The organism is Mesorhizobium sp. M0106, from assembly GCF_040322715.1.
GTDB lineage: Bacteria > Pseudomonadota > Alphaproteobacteria > Rhizobiales > Rhizobiaceae > Mesorhizobium.
Window position 1 is genome coordinate 1 of the sequence record NZ_JAMYUA010000036.1, and the last position, 20,861, is coordinate 20,861.

Annotated in this window: 25 protein-coding genes and 1 pseudogene; 12 read left to right on the forward strand and 14 right to left on the reverse strand. The window is 62.5% G+C overall.

Annotated elements, in window-relative coordinates; genetic code table 11:
• Positions 1-129 precede the first annotated feature (129 nt).
• The 3 genes from NKJ55_RS26595 to NKJ55_RS26605 all read right to left on the reverse strand — a co-directional run bounded on the left by NKJ55_RS26595 (position 130) and on the right by NKJ55_RS26605 (position 1,987).
• Positions 130-417 carry an ArsR/SmtB family transcription factor gene (locus tag NKJ55_RS26595; RefSeq protein WP_023678497.1) on the reverse strand — a complete coding sequence of 96 codons (288 nt, stop codon included), beginning with the start codon at positions 415-417 and terminating at the stop codon, positions 130-132.
• A 31-nt stretch (positions 418-448) separates the two neighbouring features.
• Positions 449-1,696, reverse strand: a complete 1,248-nt coding sequence (locus tag NKJ55_RS26600; RefSeq protein ID WP_023678496.1) for an MFS transporter — start codon at positions 1,694-1,696, stop codon at positions 449-451.
• Between the two features lie 96 nt (positions 1,697-1,792).
• Positions 1,793-1,987, reverse strand: a complete 195-nt coding sequence (locus NKJ55_RS26605) for a DUF1192 domain-containing protein (protein ID WP_023678495.1) — start codon at positions 1,985-1,987, stop codon at positions 1,793-1,795.
• 124 nt (positions 1,988-2,111) lie between these two features.
• Between NKJ55_RS26605 and NKJ55_RS26610 the strand changes: the two genes are divergently transcribed.
• Together NKJ55_RS26610 and NKJ55_RS26615 are read left to right on the forward strand one after the other, a co-directional pair.
• A complete protein-coding gene (locus NKJ55_RS26610) occupies positions 2,112-3,122 on the forward strand; it encodes an NAD(P)H-quinone oxidoreductase (RefSeq protein WP_352452476.1) in 1,011 nt (336 codons plus the stop codon).
• A 132-nt stretch (positions 3,123-3,254) separates the two neighbouring features.
• Positions 3,255-3,395, forward strand: a complete 141-nt coding sequence (locus NKJ55_RS26615) for a DUF1127 domain-containing protein (protein WP_023678493.1) — start codon at positions 3,255-3,257, stop codon at positions 3,393-3,395.
• Here the strand turns inward: NKJ55_RS26615 and NKJ55_RS26620 are convergent.
• Positions 3,392-3,757, reverse strand: coding sequence for a hypothetical protein (locus NKJ55_RS26620; RefSeq protein ID WP_352452477.1), 366 nt, complete (start codon positions 3,755-3,757; stop codon positions 3,392-3,394). The genes NKJ55_RS26615 and NKJ55_RS26620 overlap by 4 nt on opposite strands.
• Here NKJ55_RS26620 and NKJ55_RS26625 point away from each other — a divergent pair.
• Complete coding sequence (locus NKJ55_RS26625; protein WP_023678492.1) at positions 3,750-4,445, forward strand: DUF1013 domain-containing protein; 696 nt, start codon at positions 3,750-3,752, stop codon at positions 4,443-4,445. The genes NKJ55_RS26620 and NKJ55_RS26625 overlap by 8 nt on opposite strands.
• A 58-nt stretch (positions 4,446-4,503) precedes the next feature.
• Here NKJ55_RS26625 and NKJ55_RS26630 read toward each other — a convergent pair whose 3' ends face one another.
• The 9 genes and pseudogenes from NKJ55_RS26630 to NKJ55_RS26670 form a co-directional block, all read right to left on the reverse strand.
• On the reverse strand, positions 4,504-5,223 hold the full coding sequence (locus tag NKJ55_RS26630) for a helix-turn-helix transcriptional regulator (RefSeq protein ID WP_023678491.1): 720 nt from the start codon (positions 5,221-5,223) through the stop codon (positions 4,504-4,506).
• Between the two features lie 18 nt (positions 5,224-5,241).
• A complete protein-coding gene (locus tag NKJ55_RS26635) occupies positions 5,242-5,646 on the reverse strand; it encodes a hypothetical protein (RefSeq protein ID WP_352452478.1) in 405 nt (134 codons plus the stop codon).
• A gap of 790 nt (positions 5,647-6,436) precedes the next feature.
• Positions 6,437-7,167 (reverse strand): annotated as a pseudogene (locus tag NKJ55_RS26640) (SGNH/GDSL hydrolase family protein).
• 86 nt (positions 7,168-7,253) lie between these two features.
• On the reverse strand, positions 7,254-7,991 hold the full coding sequence (locus NKJ55_RS26645) for a DUF899 domain-containing protein (RefSeq protein WP_352452479.1): 738 nt from the start codon (positions 7,989-7,991) through the stop codon (positions 7,254-7,256).
• 149 nt (positions 7,992-8,140) lie between these two features.
• On the reverse strand, positions 8,141-9,166 hold the full coding sequence (locus tag NKJ55_RS26650; RefSeq protein WP_352452480.1) for a class I fructose-bisphosphate aldolase: 1,026 nt from the start codon (positions 9,164-9,166) through the stop codon (positions 8,141-8,143).
• A gap of 140 nt (positions 9,167-9,306) precedes the next feature.
• On the reverse strand, positions 9,307-10,503 hold the full coding sequence (locus NKJ55_RS26655; protein WP_352452481.1) for a phosphoglycerate kinase: 1,197 nt from the start codon (positions 10,501-10,503) through the stop codon (positions 9,307-9,309).
• 162 nt (positions 10,504-10,665) lie between these two features.
• Positions 10,666-11,520, reverse strand: a complete 855-nt coding sequence (locus NKJ55_RS26660; RefSeq protein WP_352452482.1) for a transglycosylase SLT domain-containing protein — start codon at positions 11,518-11,520, stop codon at positions 10,666-10,668.
• A gap of 4 nt (positions 11,521-11,524) precedes the next feature.
• A complete protein-coding gene (gene ispG / locus NKJ55_RS26665) occupies positions 11,525-12,778 on the reverse strand; it encodes a flavodoxin-dependent (E)-4-hydroxy-3-methylbut-2-enyl-diphosphate synthase (protein ID WP_352452483.1) in 1,254 nt (417 codons plus the stop codon).
• 202 nt (positions 12,779-12,980) lie between these two features.
• Positions 12,981-13,160 (reverse strand): YdcH family protein, encoded by a 180-nt coding sequence (locus NKJ55_RS26670; protein WP_023678481.1) that lies wholly within the window; start codon positions 13,158-13,160, stop codon positions 12,981-12,983.
• 239 nt (positions 13,161-13,399) lie between these two features.
• On the opposite strand from NKJ55_RS26670, the gene NKJ55_RS26675 reads away from it, so the two are divergent.
• Complete coding sequence (locus NKJ55_RS26675; RefSeq protein ID WP_023678480.1) at positions 13,400-13,603, forward strand: YdcH family protein; 204 nt, start codon at positions 13,400-13,402, stop codon at positions 13,601-13,603.
• A 50-nt stretch (positions 13,604-13,653) separates the two neighbouring features.
• Here the strand turns inward: NKJ55_RS26675 and NKJ55_RS26680 are convergent, their stop codons facing one another.
• Positions 13,654-14,457: an IclR family transcriptional regulator gene (locus NKJ55_RS26680; RefSeq protein ID WP_352452484.1), complete on the reverse strand. Its 804-nt coding sequence runs from the start codon at positions 14,455-14,457 to the stop codon at positions 13,654-13,656.
• A 128-nt stretch (positions 14,458-14,585) separates the two neighbouring features.
• Here NKJ55_RS26680 and NKJ55_RS26685 point away from each other — a divergent pair, with 128 nt between their 5' ends.
• From NKJ55_RS26685 to NKJ55_RS26720, 8 genes are all read left to right on the forward strand, one after another.
• Positions 14,586-15,467: a transporter substrate-binding protein gene (locus NKJ55_RS26685; RefSeq protein ID WP_031212143.1), complete on the forward strand. Its 882-nt coding sequence runs from the start codon at positions 14,586-14,588 to the stop codon at positions 15,465-15,467.
• Positions 15,468-15,533: 66 nt separating this feature from the next.
• The gene (locus NKJ55_RS26690) at positions 15,534-16,199 is read left to right on the forward strand and encodes an amino acid ABC transporter permease (RefSeq protein ID WP_023678477.1); all 666 of its coding nucleotides are present in this window, start codon (positions 15,534-15,536) and stop codon (positions 16,197-16,199) included.
• Position 16,200: 1 nt separating this feature from the next.
• Positions 16,201-16,851, forward strand: a complete 651-nt coding sequence (locus NKJ55_RS26695) for an amino acid ABC transporter permease (RefSeq protein ID WP_352452485.1) — start codon at positions 16,201-16,203, stop codon at positions 16,849-16,851.
• A 4-nt stretch (positions 16,852-16,855) separates the two neighbouring features.
• The gene (locus NKJ55_RS26700; protein WP_352452486.1) at positions 16,856-17,650 is read left to right on the forward strand and encodes an amino acid ABC transporter ATP-binding protein; all 795 of its coding nucleotides are present in this window, start codon (positions 16,856-16,858) and stop codon (positions 17,648-17,650) included.
• 34 nt (positions 17,651-17,684) lie between these two features.
• Entirely contained in the window at positions 17,685-18,146 is a 462-nt protein-coding gene (locus tag NKJ55_RS26705; RefSeq protein ID WP_023678474.1) for a RidA family protein, read from the forward strand.
• Positions 18,147-18,169: 23 nt separating this feature from the next.
• Entirely contained in the window at positions 18,170-19,375 is a 1,206-nt protein-coding gene (locus NKJ55_RS26710; protein WP_352452487.1) for an aminotransferase class V-fold PLP-dependent enzyme, read from the forward strand.
• Positions 19,376-19,543: 168 nt separating this feature from the next.
• Entirely contained in the window at positions 19,544-20,488 is a 945-nt protein-coding gene (locus tag NKJ55_RS26715) for a metallophosphoesterase family protein (protein ID WP_352452518.1), read from the forward strand.
• A 10-nt stretch (positions 20,489-20,498) separates the two neighbouring features.
• Positions 20,499-20,846, forward strand: coding sequence for a cupredoxin domain-containing protein (locus NKJ55_RS26720; protein ID WP_352452488.1), 348 nt, complete (start codon positions 20,499-20,501; stop codon positions 20,844-20,846).
• Positions 20,847-20,861: the final 15 nt, after the last annotated feature.

Below are 20,861 nucleotides of genomic sequence, written 5' to 3' on the forward strand. Positions count from 1 at the left end.
GCGAAAGCTCATCATCCTCGCAAACGCACTACTCAGGGACAATCGGACCTGGACACCATCTCTCCCTTGACCAACACGGATACTCTAGGCCCGATGCTGCATAGTTGCTCGACGCGCTGACGATGCCTCTCAGCTTCCGGGTGAACCGAGCTGCTCCGCATCCCAGAACTGGTCAAGCCAGATGTTGAGCTTCAGGAAGCCGGCATTGCTGACCGTATAGACGCGCCTGGTGCCTTCCGGCTTGGCGTTGACCAACCCCGCATCAAGCAGCACCTTCAGGTGCTGCGAAACGGCCGGGCGGGACACCGGCAAGCCGGATGCCAATTCGTTGACGGTCTTCGGTCCGCGCCGGAGCTCTTCCAAGAGATGGCGCCGGTTGGGATCGGCAATCGCCATGAAGGCGTCGGAAAGCATCATGCCTTATTTGTGGGGCAAAGCGCCTCGAATCTCAACTGTCGGCTTCAGCTTTTCTACGCGGGTCGAGCCGCAACGCTTCCGGCGTCACCGAGCGATCGGCGGGCTGGGTCTTGAAGGCATCGCGGCCTTCGATCGGCACCGGCGCGCGACGGCTGATGCGCAGCAGCGTATAGCCAGCCAGGCTGAGATGCGCGAGCGCAGTGGCCAGGAACAGCCCCTCAGGGCGCATCCAGCCCATCAGGCCGGCGGCCACCAGCGGACCGATCATCGTGCCGAAGCCATAAAGCAGCAGCAGGCCGCCCGACACTTTGACAAAGTCCTCCGATCGCGCATGGTCATTGGCATGCGCCACCGCGATCGAATAGAGCGTGTAGGCGAAGGCGCCGTAGGCGGCGGTGCAGACGATGACGAAGACGCCGGAGCGCGGTTCGAACAGGAAGATGGCGATGGCAAACAGCGCAGCGCCGAAGGCCGCGCCCGCCAGCACGAAACGACGGTCCGTCGTGTCGGAGAGCCGCCCGGCCGGAAGCTGCATGGCAGCGCCGGCGATGACCACGAGGCTCATCATCAGCGCGATCTCGGCTGTCGAGATGCCGATGCGCGCTCCATAGACGGCACCAAGTGTACCCCAGGCGCCGTTGGCGATGCCGATCAGCACGCAAGCGATCGCCGACACCGGCGAATTGACGTAGAGCCCCTTGACGTCAAGCGACACGTCCTGCAGCGGCTTGGGGTGAGACGCCGTCGAGACCGCCGTCGGGATCAGCGACAGGCAGAACAGAATGCCGGTGATCATGAACAGCGACGCCGATCTCACATCGCCGCCGGCAACGATCATCTGACCGCCCATGATCGAGGCATAGGTGACCATCATGTAGAGGCCGAAGACGGTGCCGCGGTTTTCGTTGGTGGCCTTCTCGTTGAGCCAGCTTTCGATGACCATGAAGGCGCCGGCCATGGTGAAGCCGGTGAAGGCGCGCAGCAGGATCCAGGTATATTCGTCGATGATCAGGCCGGTGAGCAGTGCGACGATCGCTCCCGATGCGGCAAAGGCGCCGAAAGCCCTGACATGACCGGCGCGGCGCACGATGCGTGGCGCAAAGAAGCAGCCGGTGACGAAGCCGCCGGCCCAAGCCGTGCCCATCAGGCCGAGCGATGCCGTCGAGAAGCCCTCCACCTGGCCGCGCAGCGGCAACAGCAGACCGTGCAGTCCGGATGCCGCCAACAGGAACGCGGTGCCGCGCAGCAGCGAGAGGATCGGTCTGTAGCTTGCGAACATTTTTCAATCCGGCTGGGGGTTAGGGCACAAGTCTGGAGACAGCGGCATTCGGGCTTTTCGGCGGCGTGCCCGAGCTTTTGGAATTACCCGCAGTAACTACCCGCGGCGAAACAGCGCCTCTGCCGCCGACTTGGTCGAGCCCTTGGTCTTGAGCTCGGCTTCCAGCCGGGCGATCTCGTCGCGCAGGATGCCGATCCGTTCGGACAATTCATCGACGGAAAGCAGCGACAGATCCTGCCCGATCTCGTGCGGGCGCGCTTTCTTCTTGGGTTCGTCGTCGAAGATCGCCATCGTCGCTCCTCCGTGATTGCCCATTTGCCTGATTTGCCAATGAGCATACATAGGGCAAGGGTATGGATGCAAATGGCGGGCAAGAGCTGGCACGAGAAACCGGCGGAGCACGACGGGAAAATTCATGGCGAACGCACAGAAAATTCCGGCGAAGATGATGGCGATCGCCATATCGGAACCGGGCGGGCCGCGGGTGCTGAAAGCGGAAACCCGCGACGTACCGGTTCCCGGTCCCGGCGAGATCCTGATCCGGGTGCGCGCCGCCGGCGTCAACCGGCCGGACGTGCAACAGCGCAAGGGCGCCTATCCGCCACCGCCGGGAGCGTCGGATCTGCCGGGCCTGGAAGCAGCAGGCGAAGTCGCTGCCCTTGGTGACGAGATATCGCGCTGGCGCGTCGGCGACCGGGTCTGTGCGCTGACGGCGGGCGGCGGCTATGCCGAATATGTCAGAGTGCACGCCGGCAGCGTGCTGCCGCTGCCCGCCGGCTTTACCTACACCGAAGCGGCGGCGCTGCCGGAAAACTACTTCACTGTTTGGCACAATGTCTTCGAGCGCGGCGGCCTGAAGAGCGGCGAGACCCTGCTCGTGCATGGCGGCTCGTCGGGTATCGGCACCACGGCGATCCAGCTTGCTGCCGCTTTCGGCGCCTATGTCGTCACCACCGCCGGCAGCAAGGAGAAATGCGACGCCTGCCTCAAGCTCGGCGCCGACCGGGCGATCAACTACCGCGAGGAGGACTTCGTCGCCGCAGTCAAGGAGGCAACCGGCGGCAAGGGTGCCAATGTCATCCTCGACATGGTCGGCGGCGACTATGTGGCGCGAAACTATGAGGCTGCAGCCATGGAAGGCCGCATCGTCCAGATCGCGACGCAGGGCGGGGCGGTGGCGAGCGCCGATTTCTTCAAGATCATGGCCAAGCGGCTCGTGCACACAGGATCGCTGCTCAGGCCACGCACCGTGGAGTTCAAGGCGGCAGTTGCGGCTGCGCTGGAGGCGCAGGTTTGGCCGCTGCTCGGCACGCGCAAGGTTGCGCCGGTGATGGATACGATCTTCCCGCTCAAGGAAGCGTGGCGGGCGCATGAGCGGATGGAGGAGGGTGAGCACATCGGCAAGATTGTGCTCGATGTCGCCTGACGGCCCGCAAACAGGCTGAACGAAAGCTTAATGGTGCAATGCAACAAACGCATTGCGGCCATGCAAAAGCGTCTGTTCAATTTTTCATCGCCGATGCCTATTTACGCGGCATCAAAACGATGGAGGACTATCATGAACCCGATCCGCGCTTTCCGTAACTGGCGCATGTACAACGAAACCGTGCGCGAACTGAACCGGCTGAATGCTCGTCAGCTCAACGACCTCGGCATCAACCGCGGCGACATCGAGAGAATCGCCCGCAAAGGGCTTTAATCTCGAGCACGATCCCGCTCGAAGACCGGGCGCTGCTTTTCGGCAACGCCGAGCCGCGGTTCGGGATCAAGCTTTAGAAGCCAGAGCCGCAGCAGACGGATTTCCGTCGCCGGTTCCGAGCCCGCCCGACCTTGGTCTGGCGGGCTTTGTCTTTTTGAAGCTTTCGACTGCATGGCGTCATCTGCCGACCCTTCGCGGTCTGCTGGTCGCGCTGCCGTGCCGTCCTTGACGCGCGCCTGCCAAAAACATTGCGAAACGGCGAGCGAGCGGTTATATAGACCGCGATTTTCCCATTTTGGTGGCTCTAAACCACCGCCCGCGCGGGAACGCGGGCGAACGAGAAGGATTTTTGTAATGGCCAATACGCTGCTGATGCCAAAGGCGACCGCCGTCTGGCTGGTTGACAACACAGCGCTTTCCTTCGAGCAGATCGCGCAGTTCTGCGGACTGCATCCGCTTGAGGTCAAGGCGATCGCCGACGGCGAGTCGGCGCAAGGCATCAAGGGCATGGACCCGATCATGACCGGCCAGCTCACTCGCGACGAGATCGCGCGCGCCGAGAAGGACGCGAACCACCGGCTGAAGCTCTCGGATCCCAAGGTGCGGGTGCCGGAATCCAAACGCAAGGGTCCGCGCTACACGCCGCTGTCGAAGCGCCAGGACCGGCCCAACGCCATCCTCTGGCTGGTGCGCAACCATCCCGAGCTCAAGGATGCGCAGATTGCCCGCCTTGTCGGCACAACGAAGTCGACGATCGACCAGATCCGCGACAGAAAGCACTGGAACTCCGCCAATCTCCAGCCGATGGATCCGGTGACGCTCGGCCTGACGTCGCAGATCGACCTCGATATGGAAATCAACCGCGCCTCGCGCGGCCGCGAGCAGGCGCAGCCGGTCGGCGATACGCTGCTGCCGGCCGCCTTGACCGAACGGCTGGTGCCGGCGCCCGAAAAGCCGAAGGACGAGGACCGCGAACTTGACGCCAACGCCGTCTTCGCCAAGCTTTCAGCGCTGAAGTCGAAGGACAAGGACGCCGACGAAGAGGAATAGGTCTGGCATCCAAAACAAAAAGCCCGCTTTCAAGCGGGCTTTTTTGTGATCTTCCGTGTCAGCTTCGCGCCGCCCGGTCCGGCGCCATGCCGTAATCCTCGCTGCGCTCCACCGCGCGATAGAAATCGGCGAGCTGCTTGCCGCGCTCCGGCTTGAAGGTGCGGCCGGCGATGACCACCGAAGCGATGCGGTCGATGCGGAAGGCGCGGAAATCGCCGCGCATCTCACACCAGGCGACCAAGGTCCACACCTTGCCCCAGAACCACAGGCCGAGCGGGCGGATGTCGCGCGCGGTGCTGCGGCCGGCCTCATCCGAATAGTCGATGGTCAGCACCTGACGTTTCTCGATGGACCGCTCGATCAGGTCGATGGCTTCGCGGGCGGCATCGCTTACCACCCACATCGGCGTGTGGATCTCGGTACGGGCGATGCGGTCCTTTTCGGCGTCGGGCAACACGGCGCCTATCTTGACCAGCGCCTCGTCGGCGGCTCGCGCCATGGCCGCGCCACCAAAGGCGCGCACCATGCGGGCGCCGGCGACCAGCGCGACGATCTCGTCACGCGTGAACATCAGCGGCGGAAGGTCGAAACCCTCCCTCATCATGTAGCCGACACCGGCCTCGCCGTCGATCGGCACGCCGGTCGACTGCAGGTCTGCGATGTCGCGATAGATCGTCCGCTCGGAAACCTCGAGCCACGTGCCCAGCTTCTGGGCGGTGACCAGACGACCACCACGCAGATGCTGCACGATTTGGAAGAGCCTGTCGGCGCGGCGCATCGTATGGTCCCTCGGCGTCTATCGTTCCAGCCCTTCGCGCTTGCGCTGCGCGACGAAGGCCGCGCCGAAGGACAGTTTCTTCGTTGTCGGCGTGCTTGCGTCGACCACCCGCCAGAACGGCGCAACATCGCCCAGCGCCATACCACGCTCAAGATCCTCGTTGGCGGCCTCGGCGACGGTGCGCAGATGATAGCCGATGGTGACCGGACATGTCATCTCGGCACCGTGCTCGATGGCGAGAGCGGTGCGCAAAGCGCGGATATTCATGTCCATGCCTTCGGGGATAGAGCGGATGAATGCGTGGACCTGGCGAGCTGTAGGAACCAGCATCGGCTGGCCTTCGACGACGTCGCCGATGGTGCGTGGCGACGGTGTTATGCCGTTGATGCCAAGCGTGTTCAGCCTGTCGTTCCAGCTTTTCATCGATCGTCCTCTCGGCCATCCGGCTCCGGCGGCCATTGCACTATGGCACGAGCCTCCTGACACCATACTGTCAGGAGGCTTCAGCATGCCCATTTCAGCTCGTCGCCAGGTCGCATCCAAACGCCACGCGGAAAGCTTGCCTCAATTGCCGCCATTGCGGCGGTCGCCATACATGTCCGGCCAACCAATATCCTTGCGGATGTCCGCCGGCAGGGTGTTCATGAATCGCTGGGTGCGGATCTCATTGCGGATCGTCCGGATCTTGCCGACATAGTGCTGCACGCTACGCAGAATGGTAATACCGTTCATGGCTGGTCTCCTCTCTTTCGATGCAGGCACTATCGCACACCCCTGCTGACAGCAGCCTGTCAGGAGGGTGCGGCTCTCATGACCGGCGTTCCGATTTATCCATCGAAGTGACAAGGCAGTGCTGAAAAGAGGCTTGCCGCAGTGGAAGCCGGCGATCCCGGAGCCGCTTTGACAGCCAGCCGCGATGCTGATCAAAGGCTGCATGTCGAAACTTCTCGCGCTCGTCATCATCTTCATGATGGTCATCCAGCTCATCAAGCCGCTCGGCTGGCCCGGGCTGAAGCGGCGCAGCGATTTCTGGAAGCTGGCGCTGCTGGCGATGGCGGCGATTTCGATTACGGCGGTGCTCGGGCACTGGACGTAATGCATGTCGCGCAAAATTGTGCAGCGGTTTTGCGACAACGACATGCATAAAAACAAGAACCTGAAGCGCGTCGGATGAGACCAATCGAACGCGACGCGCTTTAGTGCGGGCGGCCCGCTACGCGACGCCCGGTTCGTTGGCGAGCACCACGCTGACCAGATGTTCCGCCCAGGCTCGGTAGCCGGCTTCCGAAGCGTGAAATCCATCCGATGCGAAGCCGGCATCGGCATCCGTGATCGGCAGCCGGGGCGCCGGTATGGCGCCGCGTTCGAGGCAAAGGCGCTCGCCATCCGGTTCACCTCGACGGCGCGGATTTCGAGGATCTTGCCGAGCAATGGCGGCATTGCCGGAGCCCGGGTGAACTCCAGCACCGGCGACCACACCACGCGCGCTTCCGGCCATTTGGCGCGCAGCGCGTAGAGCAGGCCGCCAAACTCGCGCTTGAAGCGCGGTACGGAATGAAAATTCTTGGTGTCGTTGGTACCGATGGCCAGCACGATATGCGTCCACGGATCGGCCGATAGATTGGGCAGCACATGATCGCGGATCTGGCCAGAGGTTGCCGAGTTGAAGCCGGCCGCCCGCCAGCGCACGGTGCGGCCGGTGCGTTGCGCAATCAGAACTGCCAGTTGCGCGGCCAATCCGTTTTCGGAATTGCCGATGCCGACCGAGGCGGCGGAGGAATCGCCAAGCACCAGAACCGAGATTGCTGGCGCCAGGCCAGATATCTCGTGCATGACCGGACCTTGTGCCGGCAGCATGCGGGCGGTGCGGCGACGCACGCCAAGTCCTTGCCAGACATAAACCGGAAAGGCGAGCCAGGTGAGAAGGGTCGGAAAGCGCCGCATGGCAAGTCCCTTTTAGGGCATAGCGAACAGCACTTAGCGCATGTTGCACTGAAGGTGAACGACCTTGCAGCGACACCCTTGTCGCCTCAATGGCAGCAGTCATGTGTTCCGGATCGGTCTTCATACTCGTCGTGCAGCCGCACCCAGTCGCCGAGGCTATGATGCGGGCCAGTTTCGTTGCGGCCTTTCGGCGTCAGGTCGAGATAGTGATAGGCGCCGATCAGCGGATCGCCGCCTCTGGAGCGCGAGATGAAAGTCAGGAAGATGTCGCCTTTCTCGTCGCGATAGAACACGCTGGTGCCGGGAAGGTCTTTCGATCTCAGCGCGCGCTGCTCGAAATTGTAGGTCGTGTCGCCGGCCGCGATCTGCTTGTCGGTGAATGACACCTGCATGTCGAAGTTGAAGTCCGAAGCGTAGGACGACACCCAGTCGAATTTCCAGCCCATGCGCTGCTTGTAGGGCAGCAATTCAGCCAGTGGCGCGCGCGCTACCACGACAAGTGAGACATCGTGATGCCTGAGATGCTGGTTGGCGCCGTCGATGTGGTCGGCAAGAAATGAGCAGCCCTCGCAGCGATAATCGGCGCCCGGCCCGAACATGAAATGGTAGACGATCAGCTGGCTGTTGCCGCCGAACAGGTCGGGCAGTTTCTTTGGCCCTTGCTCGGTCTCGAAGACGTAGTCCTTGCGGATCTTCAGCCACGGCAGTTCGCGGCGTTCGGCGGCGACGCGGTCGCGAAAGCGCGTCAATTCCTTTTCGCGCGCCAGATGCGCCTTGTGCGCCTGAAACCATTTTTCCTGCGATACGGTCTTGTTGTTTGGCATAGGTCTGCTCCTCTTTTCACGGAGGACGATCGGCAGCGAGGAATGCCGACACAGAGCTGCATTTCAGTTGCAGGAAATCGCAGACCTTGCTGCTTTCAAACAAACCCGGGCACATGGCCCGGGTCGGAGGGAACGCAACCTGAATTCCGTCAGGCGGCTTGCTCCAGCGTCGGCTGCCATTGTCCAAGCGCTGCCAGATGGTTCATGTGGGCGCGATGGGCGAAGGCGGCCTGCGCGGCGGCGACGTTCGCCGGCTTGCCGCTCCAGGCCTTCTGCGGAGCGGCCTGCAAGGCGCGGCCGTAGGAGAAGGTCAGCTTCCACGGATGCGGGCCGATAGCGTTGATGGCATTGAGGTTGGCGGTCGCCTGCTCGTCCGTTTGTCCGCCTGACAGGAAGGCGATGCCTCCGATCGCGGCCGGCACCGTCTCGCGGAACAGTTTTATGGTCTTTTCGGCGACTTCCTCGGGGCTGCTGACCTTGCCTGATTTCTTGCCGGCCAGCACCATGTTCGGCTTCAGGATGGTGCCTTCGAGCACGACGCGGGCCGCATAGAGCTCGGTGTACAACTTTGTCAGTGTCGCCTTGCTGATCTCGTAGCAGGTGTCGATGTCGTGGGCGCCGTCCATCAGCACCTCCGGCTCGACGATCGGCACGATGCCGGCCTCCTGGCAAAGCGCGGCGTAACGGGCGAGCGCATGGGCGTTCGAGCCGATCGAGGTGGCGGAAGGCACGCCCTTGGCAACATCGATGTCGATCACCGCGCGCCATTTGGCGAAGCGGGCGCCGAGCTTGTAGTATTCGGCAAGGCGTTCGCGCAGGCCGTCGAGGCCCTCGGTGACGGTGTCGCCGGGGAAGCCGGCCAGCGGCTTGGCGCCGGCGTCGACCTTGATGCCGGGGATGGCGCCTGATGCCTTGATGATGTCGACCAGCGGTGTGCCGTCGGCGGCCTTCTGGTGAATGGTCTCGTCGTAGAGGATGACGCCGGAAATGTACTTGGTCATTGCATCGCTGGCGCGGAACATCATCTCGCGATAGTCGCGGCGACTGTCGGCGGTCGACTCGACACCGATGACGTCGAAGCGCTTCTTGATGGTGCCGGAGCTCTCGTCGGCGGCCAGCAGGCCCTTGCCATTGGCCACCATCGCGGCGGCAATGTCCTCGAGACGTTCGCTCATCGTGCTTCTCCTGAAAGAATTGATACGCGCCCAGCAGACCACCAGAGCAACGCAGGTTCAAGTCGAACCATTTCGTCAAACAAGCGCGAATCGATTGAAAGTCGCGGGCGCACTCCTTCGCGCTGCTCTTGCGGCCGCGCTCAGCGCTTCAAGACGTCGACGCCGGGCAAGGGCTTGCCTTCCATCCATTCGAGGAAAGCGCCGCCGGCCGTCGAGACATAAGTGAAATCATCGCTGACGCCGACATGATTGAGCGCCGCCACCGTGTCGCCTCCGCCAGCGACCGAGATCAGTCTGCCGGCCTTGGTGCGCGCTGCCGCGTGCCTGGCCGTCGCCACCGTTGCATGGTCGAACGGCTCGATCTCGAAGGCGCCGAGCGGCCCGTTCCAGACCAGCGTCGCGGCGCGGTCGATCCATTCGGCAATGGTTTTCACGGTCTTTGCGCCTACGTCGAGGATCATGCCGTCGGCCGGCACGTCTGCTATGGCGACGGTCTCGCTGGCGGCGCCGGCCTTGAACTCCCTGGCGACAACGCCGTCGGCGGGCAGGATGATGGCGCAGCCGGCCTCGGCCGCCTCGATCATGATCTGCTTGGCGGTGGTCGCGAGATCATGCTCGCACAAGGATTTCCCGACGTCGGTGCCGCGCGCCGCTAGAAACGTATTGGCCATGCCGCCGCCGATGACCAGCGCGTCGACCTTCTTCACCAGGTTCATCAACAGGTCGATCTTGGTCGAGACTTTGGCGCCGCCGACGATGGCGACAACCGGGCGGACGGGATTGCCAAGCCCCTTTTCCAGCGCATCGAGCTCGGCCTCCATGGTGCGGCCGGCGAACGCCGGCAGCACATGCGCCAGCCCTTCCGTCGACGAATGGGCACGGTGCGCAGCAGAGAAGGCGTCGTTGACGAAGATATCGCCGTTAGCGGCGAGCTTTTCGGTGAAGGCCGGGTCGTTCTTCTCCTCGCCCTTATTGAAGCGGGTGTTCTCGAGCAGCAGCACGTCGCCATTATTCATGGCAGCAACGGCATTTGCCGCCTTGTCACCGATGCAGTCGGCGGCAAAGCCAACCGGACGGCCGAGCACGTCCGCCGTCGCCTTGGCGATCGGCTCGAGCGAGAATTCCGGCGCAGGTCCATCCTTGGGCCGGCCGAAATGGGCAAGCAGGATGACCTTGGCTCCCTTGCCGGAGAGCTCGGCAATGGTCGGCGCAATGCGCTCGATGCGGGTGGCGTCGGTGACCTTGCCCTCGGTGACGGGAACGTTGAGGTCGACACGCACCAGCACACGCTTGCCGCTGATATTGCCGATGTCGTCCAGTGTCTTGAAGCCGGCCATGCTGATCCCTTTCGCGAAAAATCGCGGGGACCTTACCCCGCATCGACGACGATGCAAGACCTGCCTAACGGTTCACCGAAAATATGATTCACGTATCGAGGACGAAGTGCCCACGGGGAGCGAGATGGGCAGCAATGGCGCAAAACGCACCGACATATGGCTTTACCGGTTGCGCACCACGATGCAGGCGCCGCCGACGCTTTGCAGCTTGTCGCAGATTGTGTCGGCCTTGGCTCTGCTATCGGCGCCGATCCGCACGGCATAGATGCCGCGCCTGCCGATCGGTGTGCGGACCCGGCTGACCACCGGATCGTGGCCGGCAAGCAGTGCCGGGAACCGGCTTTTCACTCTCAGCCACTGGTTGAGCGCCGCGGCGCGGCGAAAATTGCCGGCCACCTGCACGCCCCACGGCTTGATGTTGATCGACGACATCGGCACGGTTCTGGACATGATCACCGGCAGCTCGCGGCAAGCGGCAGCGAAACTCGCCTTCTTGTCGAGCGGCCGGATGACGCCGGCGTAGGCGGTATTGGTGAAGTTGTCGGCCGGCTCGCCCATGACGTCCAGAACGTAGCTTTCGGTCTCCATCGGCAAGAAGCCGCCGGAATTCAGCCAGCGCGTCACCCGGCTCTCGCCGGCATTGTAGGCTGCGGCGGCGAGGCCGAGATTGCCGAAACCGGATTTCATTTCGGCGAGGTATTTTGCCGAGGCCGGGATCGCCTGTTCGATGTCGAAGGAATTGGCGAGCCCGCGCATCTTGGCGGTACCCGGCATGAATTGGGCGATACCCTCAGCGCCGACGGGGCTGACCGCATTGGGATCGAAACGGCTTTCCTTCCAGATCAGCCGGGCAAAGAAATCCCGGGGCAGCCCGTTCTGGTCGGCATGCGTCTCGATCAGGTTGCAAACCTGGTCGATCAGCTTCTTTTTGGCGGGCCGTGGTGGATCGGCCTGAACGGCTGTCGCCCAGATCAGCCCGCAAATGACAACCAGCGCCGCGCCCAGCAAACGCCGCATCGAACTACTCCGCCGCGGCTTTGTCGTGCTGCCCGAACCGCCGTTCGATATAGTCGGCGACCATCTTCTCGAAATCCGCGGCAATCGATGGGCCGCGCAGGGTCGCCGCCTTCTTGCCGTCGACGAACACCGGGGCGGTCGGTGTCTCACCGGTGCCGGGCAGCGAAATGCCGATATCGGCATGTTTGGATTCGCCCGGACCGTTGACGATGCAACCCATCACCGCGACCTTGAGGTTCTCGACGCCGGGATATTGTTCGCGCCACACCGGCATGTTCTTGCGCAGGTCGGCCTGGATGTTCTGGGCAAGCTCCTGGAACACGGTCGAGGTTGTGCGGCCGCAGCCCGGGCAGGCGGCGACGATCGGCACGAACTGCCGGAAGCCCATGGTCTGCAACAGTTCCTGCGACACCTGCACCTCGCGCGTGCGGTCGCCGTTCGGCTCCGGCGTCAGCGAGATGCGGATGGTGTCGCCAATGCCTTGCTGGAGCAGGATGCCCATGGCAGCGGACGAGGCGACGATGCCTTTCGAGCCCATGCCGGCCTCTGTCAGGCCGAGGTGCAGCGCATGGTCGGATCGGGTGGCAAGCTCGGTGTAGACGGCGATCAGATCCTGCACGCCGCTGACCTTGGCCGACAGGATGATTTTCTCGCGCGCAAGGCCGATCTCTTCGGCCATTCCGGCCGACAGGATCGCCGATTGCACGATTGCCTCGCGCGTCACTTCCTGCGCCGTCAGCGGAAAGCCCTGGGCCTGGTTGTCGTCCATCAGCCGGGTCAGCAGCTCCTGGTCAAGCGAACCCCAATTGACGCCGATGCGCACCGGTTTGTCGTATTTGATCGCCATCTCGACGATCGCCGCGAACTGCCGGTCTTTCTTGTCCTTGAAGCCGACATTGCCGGGATTGATACGGTATTTGGCCAGTGCCTCGGCACAGGCCGGGTGGTCGGCCAGGAGCTTGTGGCCGATATAGTGGAAATCGCCGACCAGCGGCACGTCGATGCCGAGCCGTTCCAGCCGCTCGCGGATGGCCGGTACGGCCGCAGCGCTTTCGTCGCGATCGACGGTTATGCGCACGATCTCGGAGCCGGCACGATGCAGCGCCGCCACTTGCGCGACCGTCTGGTCGACATCGGCCGTATCGGTGTTGGTCATTGACTGGACGACGACCGGCGCGCCGCCGCCGACCATCACGCCGCCGACATCGACACCGACCGACCTGCGGCGTGGGAAGGGTGAGGAAAAATATCCGGTCATGCCGGCTGCCTTTAATCTTGAAGGTCCGGGCATGAGGTGGAGGAGCAAAGATGGCTTGTCAATGGCGACTGGCGCGCAGGCCCAGCAAATCGGAAACAACAAGATGGCAGCTTACCGCAAATCCATGGGCGTTTCCGGCAGCATAGAGACATGCCACCGGAAAGATCGCGCGCCGGGTGGCGCTTCTAGTCCTGGAAGGGTTTCAGTGCGTCGTCGGTTTCGCCTTCAGTTTTTCAATCTCGTCCTTGAGCGCCAGCTTGCGCCGCTTGAGATTCACGATTTCGAGGTCGTCTACCGATGGATGGGTCATCGCATCGTCGATTTCCCGTTCGATGTCGCCGTGTTTCCGCTGCAGCTCATCAAGATGGGATGCAAGAGACATGATTGGTTCTCCCTTTCATGGTTTCCTCGGATTGCAGCCGTCATGGCACGTCCACCGCAGGCTCGCTTCTATGACGGCATAATGACAGTGTGCCACCATCGCGCACCGATGTCGAATGCTGCGTGGTAGCATTCCACGCCAATATGAAATGTGATATGGGCTGCGCGCCGGTGCAAGAAGCCCCGGTCCCGCCCAATCAGGCCCATAGTTTGGGCGCCGCAGACGTGCAGACGGTAAAAATGTCCGATCAGGAACAGGCAGATATCCGCCTCGAATATTCCCGGCTGAAGCAGGAACACGCCGATTTCGACGCGGCCATCAATGCGATGATCGCCATGAATTGCGACCCGCTGCAGATCCAGCGCATGAAGAAAAAGAAGCTTTTCCTGAAGGACAGGCTGATGGCGCTGGAAGACAAGATCATTCCAGACATTATTGCTTGAACGAACGCCATTGTTTGAACGAACGCCGGCGGGGCCTGCTGGAAAAGCGGTTATGCCGCGATCGAAAGCCGTGCGGCGCGCTCGCGCAACAACGCTATCAGGTTGTCGGTCTTTTCGGTCGAGGTATCGATCGGAACCACCAGGCACATCGTCGCCTCGACCCTGCCCGGCGCTGAAAAGACCGGCGCGGCCAGGCATTTCGTGTAGGCATCGACAAGGCCGGAGGTGACGCAGTAGCCGGCCGACTTGGCGACGGCGATGTCGTCTATGAAATCGTCGAGTTGCAATCTGCGGCCGTCCGGCAGCACGAGATCGTCCTCGGAGACCATATCCTCAATCGCTGCCCTGTCGAAGCCGGCGAGGAGCAGTCGCCCGGAAGCTGTCCAGGGGAGCGGTATTTGCAGACCGGTCGCCGAGCTGATCCGGAATGGCCTCGTCCCCGGGCTTGAATGGACGATGGTGTAGCGGCCGCTTTGCAGCATGCACAACTCCGAGGTCTCGCCGGTCTCGCGTGACAGATGGTCGACTTCCTGGCGCCCTCGCCTGAGCAGGTCGTTGCCCCGCACATAGTCCATTCCGTAGAGATAGAGCTTCTTTCCGAAATAGACCCGATTGCCGTCTCCGGCCATTTCCAGCAGGCCTGCGTCGACCAGCGAGCGCACAAGCGTATAAGTCGTCGAACGCGGCGCGTTTACCCCCTTGGCAAGATCGCCGATGCCGATCGCGCGCTGGGTCGCGTGAAGAAACTCCAAAATCTGGAGGACCCGGTTGAGGCCCTTCTCCCGAGAACCCGAGTTCTTGTCTTCGTCCAGACCGGCGTCCGGTCGAGCGGCCAAGGCATTACCTTCTTGCATTATCGATCCCTGATGTTAATCTGTCTTGTACAGAGTACAGGCGTCTCTTGTAAGGGACAATGATGTCAGTTGCAACTGATGCCTGTACTGCTGGTCCAAAGGGGAACTCAACACGAAAGGAGGTCGCCGTGAACGACACATCCAAAAGGCGTGAATTTCTGAAACTGGGAATGGCCGGGCTTGCAACGGCCGGAGTGATGAGCGCCGCTACCGCGGTCGACGTTCAGAAAGCGGCGGCCCAGGCAGCGCCGGACAGCCTGCTGCGCACCGTCCTCGAGCGCGGCAAGGTGATCGTCGGCACCGGCAGTACCAATGCGCCCTGGCATTTCGAGAACGACGCCGGCGAACTGGTGGGCATGGACATCACCATGGGTCGCATTCTCGCCAAGGGGCTTTTCGACGATCCGACCAAAGTGGAATTCGTCATGCAGGATCCGGCTCAGCGCATTCCGAACGTGACCACCAACAAGGTCGACATCACCATCCAGTTCATGACCATGACCGCCCAGCGCTCGCAGCTGATCCACTTCTCCCGACCCTACTACGTCGAAGGCATCGCCTTGCTGACCCTTCCGAACGCCGAAAACAAGACCTTCGACAAGCTGCTTGCCGGCGGTTCGGCGACGCGGATTTCCATCCTGCAAAATGTCGATGCCGAGGCTAACGTGCATATCGTCCTGCCGGAGTCGCAGGTGATGCAGATAGACACGCAGGCCAACGTGCTGCAGGCCCTGGAATCGAAGCGCGTCGACGCCGCCGCGGTCGACCTGTCAACGGTGCGCTGGCTCGCCTCGCGCAATCCGGACAAATACTTCGATGCCGGCAAGAGCTGGTTCTCGATGCTTTATGGTGCCGCGCTGCGGCAGGGCGACCTCGACTGGCTGACCTTCGTCAACCAGACCTTCACCATCGCCATGTTCGGCCATGAAACGGCACTCTACGACGCTGCGTTCAAGGATTATTTCGGACAGGAGCCGCCGGCGCGCCATCCCGGTTTCCCGGTCATTTGATGCAAGCAGGCGGAAGGACAACGTCCTTCCGCCTTCTCTCATCACAGCCCTCCATGACGAGGACGCATGGGTTATACTCTCAACTTCAACCTTATCTGGCGGCATTTCGACAAGCTCTGGGGCGGACTGCTGTTAAGCCTCGAACTGGCCGTCATCTCGATCGCGATCGGCATCGTCATCGGGCTCGTTCTGGCGGTCTGGTACGTGTCGGCCGGACGTGCGGTGCGGACCATCATCGCGGGGTATGTCGAGTTCATCCGCAACGTGCCGCTGATCCTGCTCGTCTATCTGGTCTTCTACGGCTTGCCGACGGTGGTCGACATTGCCTACAGCGCGCAAACCTCATTCATTGCCACGCTGTCGCTCTACAGCGGCGCCTACCTGGTCGAGGTGTTTCGCTCGGGGCTCGAGGCGGTGCCGCGCGGTCAGCTCGACGCCGGCAAGGCAATCGGCCTGACACCATGGCAAAGGCTGCTCGATGTGCGCCTGCCGACGATGCTGCGCATAACCCTGCCGGCGCTTTCCAACACATTCATATCGCTCTTCAAGGATACGTCCGTGGCGTCGGTCATCTCGGTACCCGAACTCACCTATGGCGCCCAGTGGATCAACTTCAACACGTTCCGCATTGTCGAAGTCTATCTGGTGGTGACGGCAATGTACCTGTTGACCGGCTACACGCTGCTTTTCGCGCTGCGGCTCGTCGAGCGCCGGTTCAAGGCGGCGCGCTGACATGCTGAGCCAGATCATCTACGCCTTGCCGTTCCTCGCCGAAGGCTTTGCCGTAACCTTGTGGGTGTCGCTGCTGGTCGTGGTGTTATCGCTCATCGCCGGCGTGCTGATGGGTGTCGGCCTTGTCTATGGTCCTTTTCCGCTGCGCTGGGCAGTGCGCATCTTCAGCGACACCATCCGCGGCATTCCGATCCTGGTGCTGATCTTCTTCGTCTATTACGGCCTGCCCGCGGTGGGGCTGCATCTGGAATCCTTTTGGGCGGCCGTGTTCGCCCTCACCCTCTTCAAGACCGCACAGGTGGTCGAATATCTCAGGGGCGCCGTCGGCTCGATTCCCAAGGGTCAGTCCGAGGCGGCGCTGGCGATCGGACTGACCTTTCGCCAGCGGCTGGCCTACGTCATTTTTCCGCAGGCGTTCAGGCGTTTCCTGCCACCCTGGATCAATGGCGTCACCGACGCGGTAAAGGGTAGCGCGCTGGTCTCGCTGCTCGGCATCACCGACCTCATGCAGGCTATCAACCAGGTCATCGGCCGCACCTATGAGGCGATGCCGCTCTACATTCTCGGTGCGCTCGTCTACTTCGCCGTCAACTACGCCCTCTCCTTGGCCAGCCGGCGCCTGGAGCGGCGTTTCTCCTTCATCCGGGAATAGCACGATGTCCAATGCCTCGCACCAGAATCCGGCACTTCTCGATGTCACCGAGGTTTCCAAAGCCTTTGGATCCGTCGAGGTCCTGCGCTCCGTCAGCCTGCAAGTGACACGCGGCGAGGTCGTGACTGTCATCGGCCCCTCCGGCAGCGGCAAGACCACGCTGCTGCGCTGCGTCAACTTCCTGGAGAGCTACGACAGCGGCTCGATCCGTATCGACGGCAAAGAAGTCGGCTATCGCGAGACGGGAACGCGCCAGCGACGCAGCGAGCGCGACCTGGCGGCGATGCGAGCCGAGACCGGAATGGTGTTCCAGAGCTTCAATCTGTTTCCGCACTTGACTGCGGCCGGCAACATCATGCTTGGCCTGCGCAAGGTGCGCGGCAAGAGCAATGCCGAGGCCCGCACCATTGCCGAGCACTGGCTCGGCCGCGTGGGCCTCGCCCACAAAGCCGACAGTCTGCCGGCCGAGCTGTCCGGCGGCCAGCAGCAGCGCGTCGGCATCGCCCGCGCCGTGGCGATGGAGCCGAAGATATTGCTTCTCGACGAGATAACCTCGGCGCTCGACCCCGAATTGGTTGGCGAGGTGCTCGAGGTCGTGCGCAGCCTCGCCGAAGACGGCATGACGATGCTGATGGTCACGCATGAAATGGCTTTTGCACGCGACGCATCGAGCCGCATCGTTTTCATGGCGGATGGCGGCGTCAGTGCCGTCGGACCACCCGCCGAGATTCTGGCGGCGGGGTTCGGCAATGAACGCCTTCGCAGTTTCCTGGCGCGGTTTCGCGCCTCGCATTTTTGACATCGGACGGCGAAAGCTGTCGCAAGGAGCTTTTATGACGCCTTACATCCGGCTCGCGGAATTGGGCCTGACACTGCCCGAGCCGCCGAAGCCCATCGCCAACTTCGTCACCTATGCCGAGAGCGGACGGCTGATCTTCCTCTCCGGCCAGGGGCCGTTGCGCGCCGATGGCGCGCTCTGCACCGGCAAGGTCGGAGAGGATGTCAGCGTTGAAGAGGCCTACGGGCATGCGCGTCTGACCGGCCTGAACCTGCTCGCCGTCATGCATGCGGCGGCCGGCGACCTCGGCCGCATCGTGCGCGTCGTCAAGCTGCTTGGCTTTGTCAATGCGACGCCGACATTCAGCGAGCATCCCAAGGTGGTGAACGGCTGTTCCGATCTTTTCGCGGCCGTCTTTGATACGCTTGGCGGACATGCCCGTTCCGCGATCGGTGTCGGCTCGCTGCCGGGCAACATCACAGTTGAAATCGAGGCGGTCGTCGAGATCGCCGCCTGAAATCTTAAACAGGATCTACAGAGATGACGACCTATGCCGCTGACCGTTCCAACACGACAATCCGCGAACGGCTTGGCCTTCGCCCAATCATCAATGTCTCCGGCACGATGACGGCACTCGGTGCTTCGATCATCGTGCCAGAAGCGATTGCCGCAATGTCGGAAATGGCCTCGCAATGGGTCGAGATGGACGATCTGCAGCGCGCCGCAAGTAGGGTGATTGCACGCCTTACCGGCGGCGAGGCCGGCTTCATCACCGCATGCTGCGCCAGCGGCATAACAATGGCGATTGCCGGCGCGATGACCGGGACCAGCCTTCTTGCGATCGAGCGGCTGCCGCACGACACCGAGGGCCTCAAATCGGAGGTCATCGTTCAGCTTGGTCACATCGTCAATTACGGCGCGCCGATCGACCAGTCGATCCGGCTTGCCGGAGCCAAGGCAGTGCCTGCCGGCACGGTCAGCGTCACCCAGGATTATCATGTTGCCGAGGCGATCCGGGACCGGACGGCGGCAGCCCTCTACGTCGTTGCGCACCACACCGTGCAATACGGCATGCTCTCGCTTGAGGAGTTCTGCGAGATTTGCCACGCCAAGGGCGTGCCGGTGATCGTCGACGCCGCCTCGGAGTACGATTTGCGTGGCTTTCTGGCGCGCGGCGCCGACATTGTTGTCTACAGCGGGCACAAATTTCTCTCAGGGCCGACAAGCGGCATCGTTGCCGGCCGCAAGGATCTGGTACGGGCCGCCTATCTCCAGAACCGCGGCGTTGCGCGCGCCATGAAGGTCGGCAAGGAGAGCATTGCCGGCACCATGGCGGCCCTGGAAGCCTGGGAGCGGCGCGACCATGCCGGCATTCGCCAGCGGGAAGAAGCCGCACTGCATCTGTGGCAAACCGCATTGCAGGGCCTGCCTGGCATCGAGGCACGTATCATTCCAGATCCGACCAGAAATCCTCTCGACCGCCTGCAGGTGTTTGTTGCGCCGGAAAGCCGCTTCACCGCCGCCGGCCTCGCCTCGGCGCTTGCGGCGGGTTCACCGCCCGTGATCGTGCGCAACCACGAGGTCGAGCGCGGTCACTTCTTCCTTGATCCGTGCAATCTCCATCCCGGCGAGGCGGAGATCGTTGCCGAACGCCTGCGGGCGGTGTTGAGTGCTGCCGATCGGCCCGCGGATGCGATGAAACCCGCTCGCAAGCAGTCCGCCGGAGCGCTGCGCTGGCCGGACTAGACATCGCCAGAGCGTGGTCGAGCCAGTGCCTTCCAGCACCGGCTTCGCATCGGGCCAGTGCGCCATCACGGCAGTGTGAATGAACTTTTAGTCTTCGGGCGGAATAAACCACCCCGCCCATTGGTCTCCCAAACAGACGCCATTTCCGGCGTGCAGGAGACCGGTATGATCCACCACCACGACAATGAAGCTGACGGCATCAGCCGCCGTCATGCACTGGAATGCATGATCTGGGCCGGCACGGGAGTGCTGTGGACAATTTCGGCCGGCGTGCCGGTCTCGCTCAGCCTGCTCGGTGCGTCGCAAGCCGCCGAGGCCTTGGCCACCGGCTTCACTTTCCTCCAGATCTCCGACAGCCACATCGGCTTCGACAAGGCTGCCAACCCGCACGCCATCGACACGCTGAAGGAGGCCATCGGCAAGATCCAGGCGTTGCCGCAAAAGCCCGCTTTCATGATCCACACCGGCGACATCACCCATTTGTCGAAAGCCGCGCAGTTCGACAACGCTGCCCAGATCATCGGCGGCGCAGGCTTCGACGTGCATTATGTGCCCGGTGAGCACGACCTGATCGATGACGGCAATGGCCAGGCCTATCTCGACCGCTACGGCAAGGGCACCAAGGGCGCTGGCTGGTATTCGTTCGACCAGAACGGCGTCCATTTCATCGGGCTGGTCAACGTCGTCAACCTGAAGGCTGGCGGGCTGGGCAATCTCGGCGCCGACCAGTTGGCATGGTTGGCCGATGATCTGAAGGCGGTCACCGCCTCGACGCCAATCGTCGTCTTTGCCCATATCCCGCTATGGGCTGTTTATCCCGAATGGGGCTGGGGCACCGACGACGCGGCGCAGGCCTTGGCGCTGCTCAAGCGCTTCGGCTCTGTCACCGTACTCAACGGCCATATCCACCAGATCATGCAGAAGGTCGAAGGCAACGTTACCTTTCATACCGCGCGCTCGACCGCTTTCCCGCAACCGGCGCCGGGCACCGCAGCCTCACCCGGGCCGATGACGGTACCTGCCGGCCAGTTGCGCAGCCTGCTCGGCACGAGCAGCGTGACAGTCAAGCAAGGCGGGCAGGACCTCGCCATCATCGACAGCACGCTGGCCTGAGGGAAATGCGATGATCCGCTTCCCATCCCGCGTCTTGGTCGTATCCCCTGTCACGTTCGGTTTGGCGGCGATCCTGATAATGGTTGCCATGCCACTGAACGCAGCAGGCCAGCCAATGGTCAAGATCGAGAACTTTGCCTTCACACCGGCGGTGCTGACGGTAAAGCAGGGCACTACCGTGACCTTCGAGAATGACGACGACATCCCGCATCTGGTGGTCGCCAACGATGCCTCGTTTCGCTCCAAGGCGCTTGACACCGGTGACACATATGCCTTCACCTTCACCAAAGTGGGCAACTATGCCTATTTCTGCGGGCTTCACCCGCACATGCAGGGCAGGATCACCGTCGCTCCGTGAGGATTTTCGGAAGGT

What these genes read in the sequence shown, in the direction of transcription:
- NKJ55_RS26695 (WP_352452485.1), top strand. Translation starts at nt 16,201, where the DNA reads ATGCTGAGCCAGATCATCTACGCCTTGCCGTTCCTCGCCGAAGGCTTT.
- NKJ55_RS26645 (WP_352452479.1), bottom strand. Translation starts at nt 7,991, where the DNA reads ATGCCAAACAACAAGACCGTATCGCAGGAAAAATGGTTTCAGGCGCAC.
- NKJ55_RS26610 (WP_352452476.1), top strand. Translation starts at nt 2,112, where the DNA reads ATGGCGAACGCACAGAAAATTCCGGCGAAGATGATGGCGATCGCCATA.
- NKJ55_RS26660 (WP_352452482.1), bottom strand. Translation starts at nt 11,520, where the DNA reads ATGCGGCGTTTGCTGGGCGCGGCGCTGGTTGTCATTTGCGGGCTGATC.
- NKJ55_RS26690 (WP_023678477.1), top strand. Translation starts at nt 15,534, where the DNA reads ATGGGTTATACTCTCAACTTCAACCTTATCTGGCGGCATTTCGACAAG.
- NKJ55_RS26625 (WP_023678492.1), top strand. Translation starts at nt 3,750, where the DNA reads ATGGCCAATACGCTGCTGATGCCAAAGGCGACCGCCGTCTGGCTGGTT.
- NKJ55_RS26710 (WP_352452487.1), top strand. Translation starts at nt 18,170, where the DNA reads ATGACGACCTATGCCGCTGACCGTTCCAACACGACAATCCGCGAACGG.
- NKJ55_RS26650 (WP_352452480.1), bottom strand. Translation starts at nt 9,166, where the DNA reads ATGAGCGAACGTCTCGAGGACATTGCCGCCGCGATGGTGGCCAATGGC.
- NKJ55_RS26720 (WP_352452488.1), top strand. Translation starts at nt 20,499, where the DNA reads ATGATCCGCTTCCCATCCCGCGTCTTGGTCGTATCCCCTGTCACGTTC.
- NKJ55_RS26630 (WP_023678491.1), bottom strand. Translation starts at nt 5,223, where the DNA reads ATGCGCCGCGCCGACAGGCTCTTCCAAATCGTGCAGCATCTGCGTGGT.
- NKJ55_RS26705 (WP_023678474.1), top strand. Translation starts at nt 17,685, where the DNA reads ATGACGCCTTACATCCGGCTCGCGGAATTGGGCCTGACACTGCCCGAG.
- NKJ55_RS26605 (WP_023678495.1), bottom strand. Translation starts at nt 1,987, where the DNA reads ATGGCGATCTTCGACGACGAACCCAAGAAGAAAGCGCGCCCGCACGAG.
- NKJ55_RS26700 (WP_352452486.1), top strand. Translation starts at nt 16,856, where the DNA reads ATGTCCAATGCCTCGCACCAGAATCCGGCACTTCTCGATGTCACCGAG.
- ispG (WP_352452483.1), bottom strand. Translation starts at nt 12,778, where the DNA reads ATGACCGGATATTTTTCCTCACCCTTCCCACGCCGCAGGTCGGTCGGT.
- NKJ55_RS26675 (WP_023678480.1), top strand. Translation starts at nt 13,400, where the DNA reads ATGTCCGATCAGGAACAGGCAGATATCCGCCTCGAATATTCCCGGCTG.
- NKJ55_RS26680 (WP_352452484.1), bottom strand. Translation starts at nt 14,457, where the DNA reads ATGCAAGAAGGTAATGCCTTGGCCGCTCGACCGGACGCCGGTCTGGAC.
- NKJ55_RS26670 (WP_023678481.1), bottom strand. Translation starts at nt 13,160, where the DNA reads ATGTCTCTTGCATCCCATCTTGATGAGCTGCAGCGGAAACACGGCGAC.
- NKJ55_RS26615 (WP_023678493.1), top strand. Translation starts at nt 3,255, where the DNA reads ATGAACCCGATCCGCGCTTTCCGTAACTGGCGCATGTACAACGAAACC.
- NKJ55_RS26655 (WP_352452481.1), bottom strand. Translation starts at nt 10,503, where the DNA reads ATGGCCGGCTTCAAGACACTGGACGACATCGGCAATATCAGCGGCAAG.
- NKJ55_RS26635 (WP_352452478.1), bottom strand. Translation starts at nt 5,646, where the DNA reads ATGAAAAGCTGGAACGACAGGCTGAACACGCTTGGCATCAACGGCATA.
- NKJ55_RS26600 (WP_023678496.1), bottom strand. Translation starts at nt 1,696, where the DNA reads ATGTTCGCAAGCTACAGACCGATCCTCTCGCTGCTGCGCGGCACCGCG.
- NKJ55_RS26595 (WP_023678497.1), bottom strand. Translation starts at nt 417, where the DNA reads ATGATGCTTTCCGACGCCTTCATGGCGATTGCCGATCCCAACCGGCGC.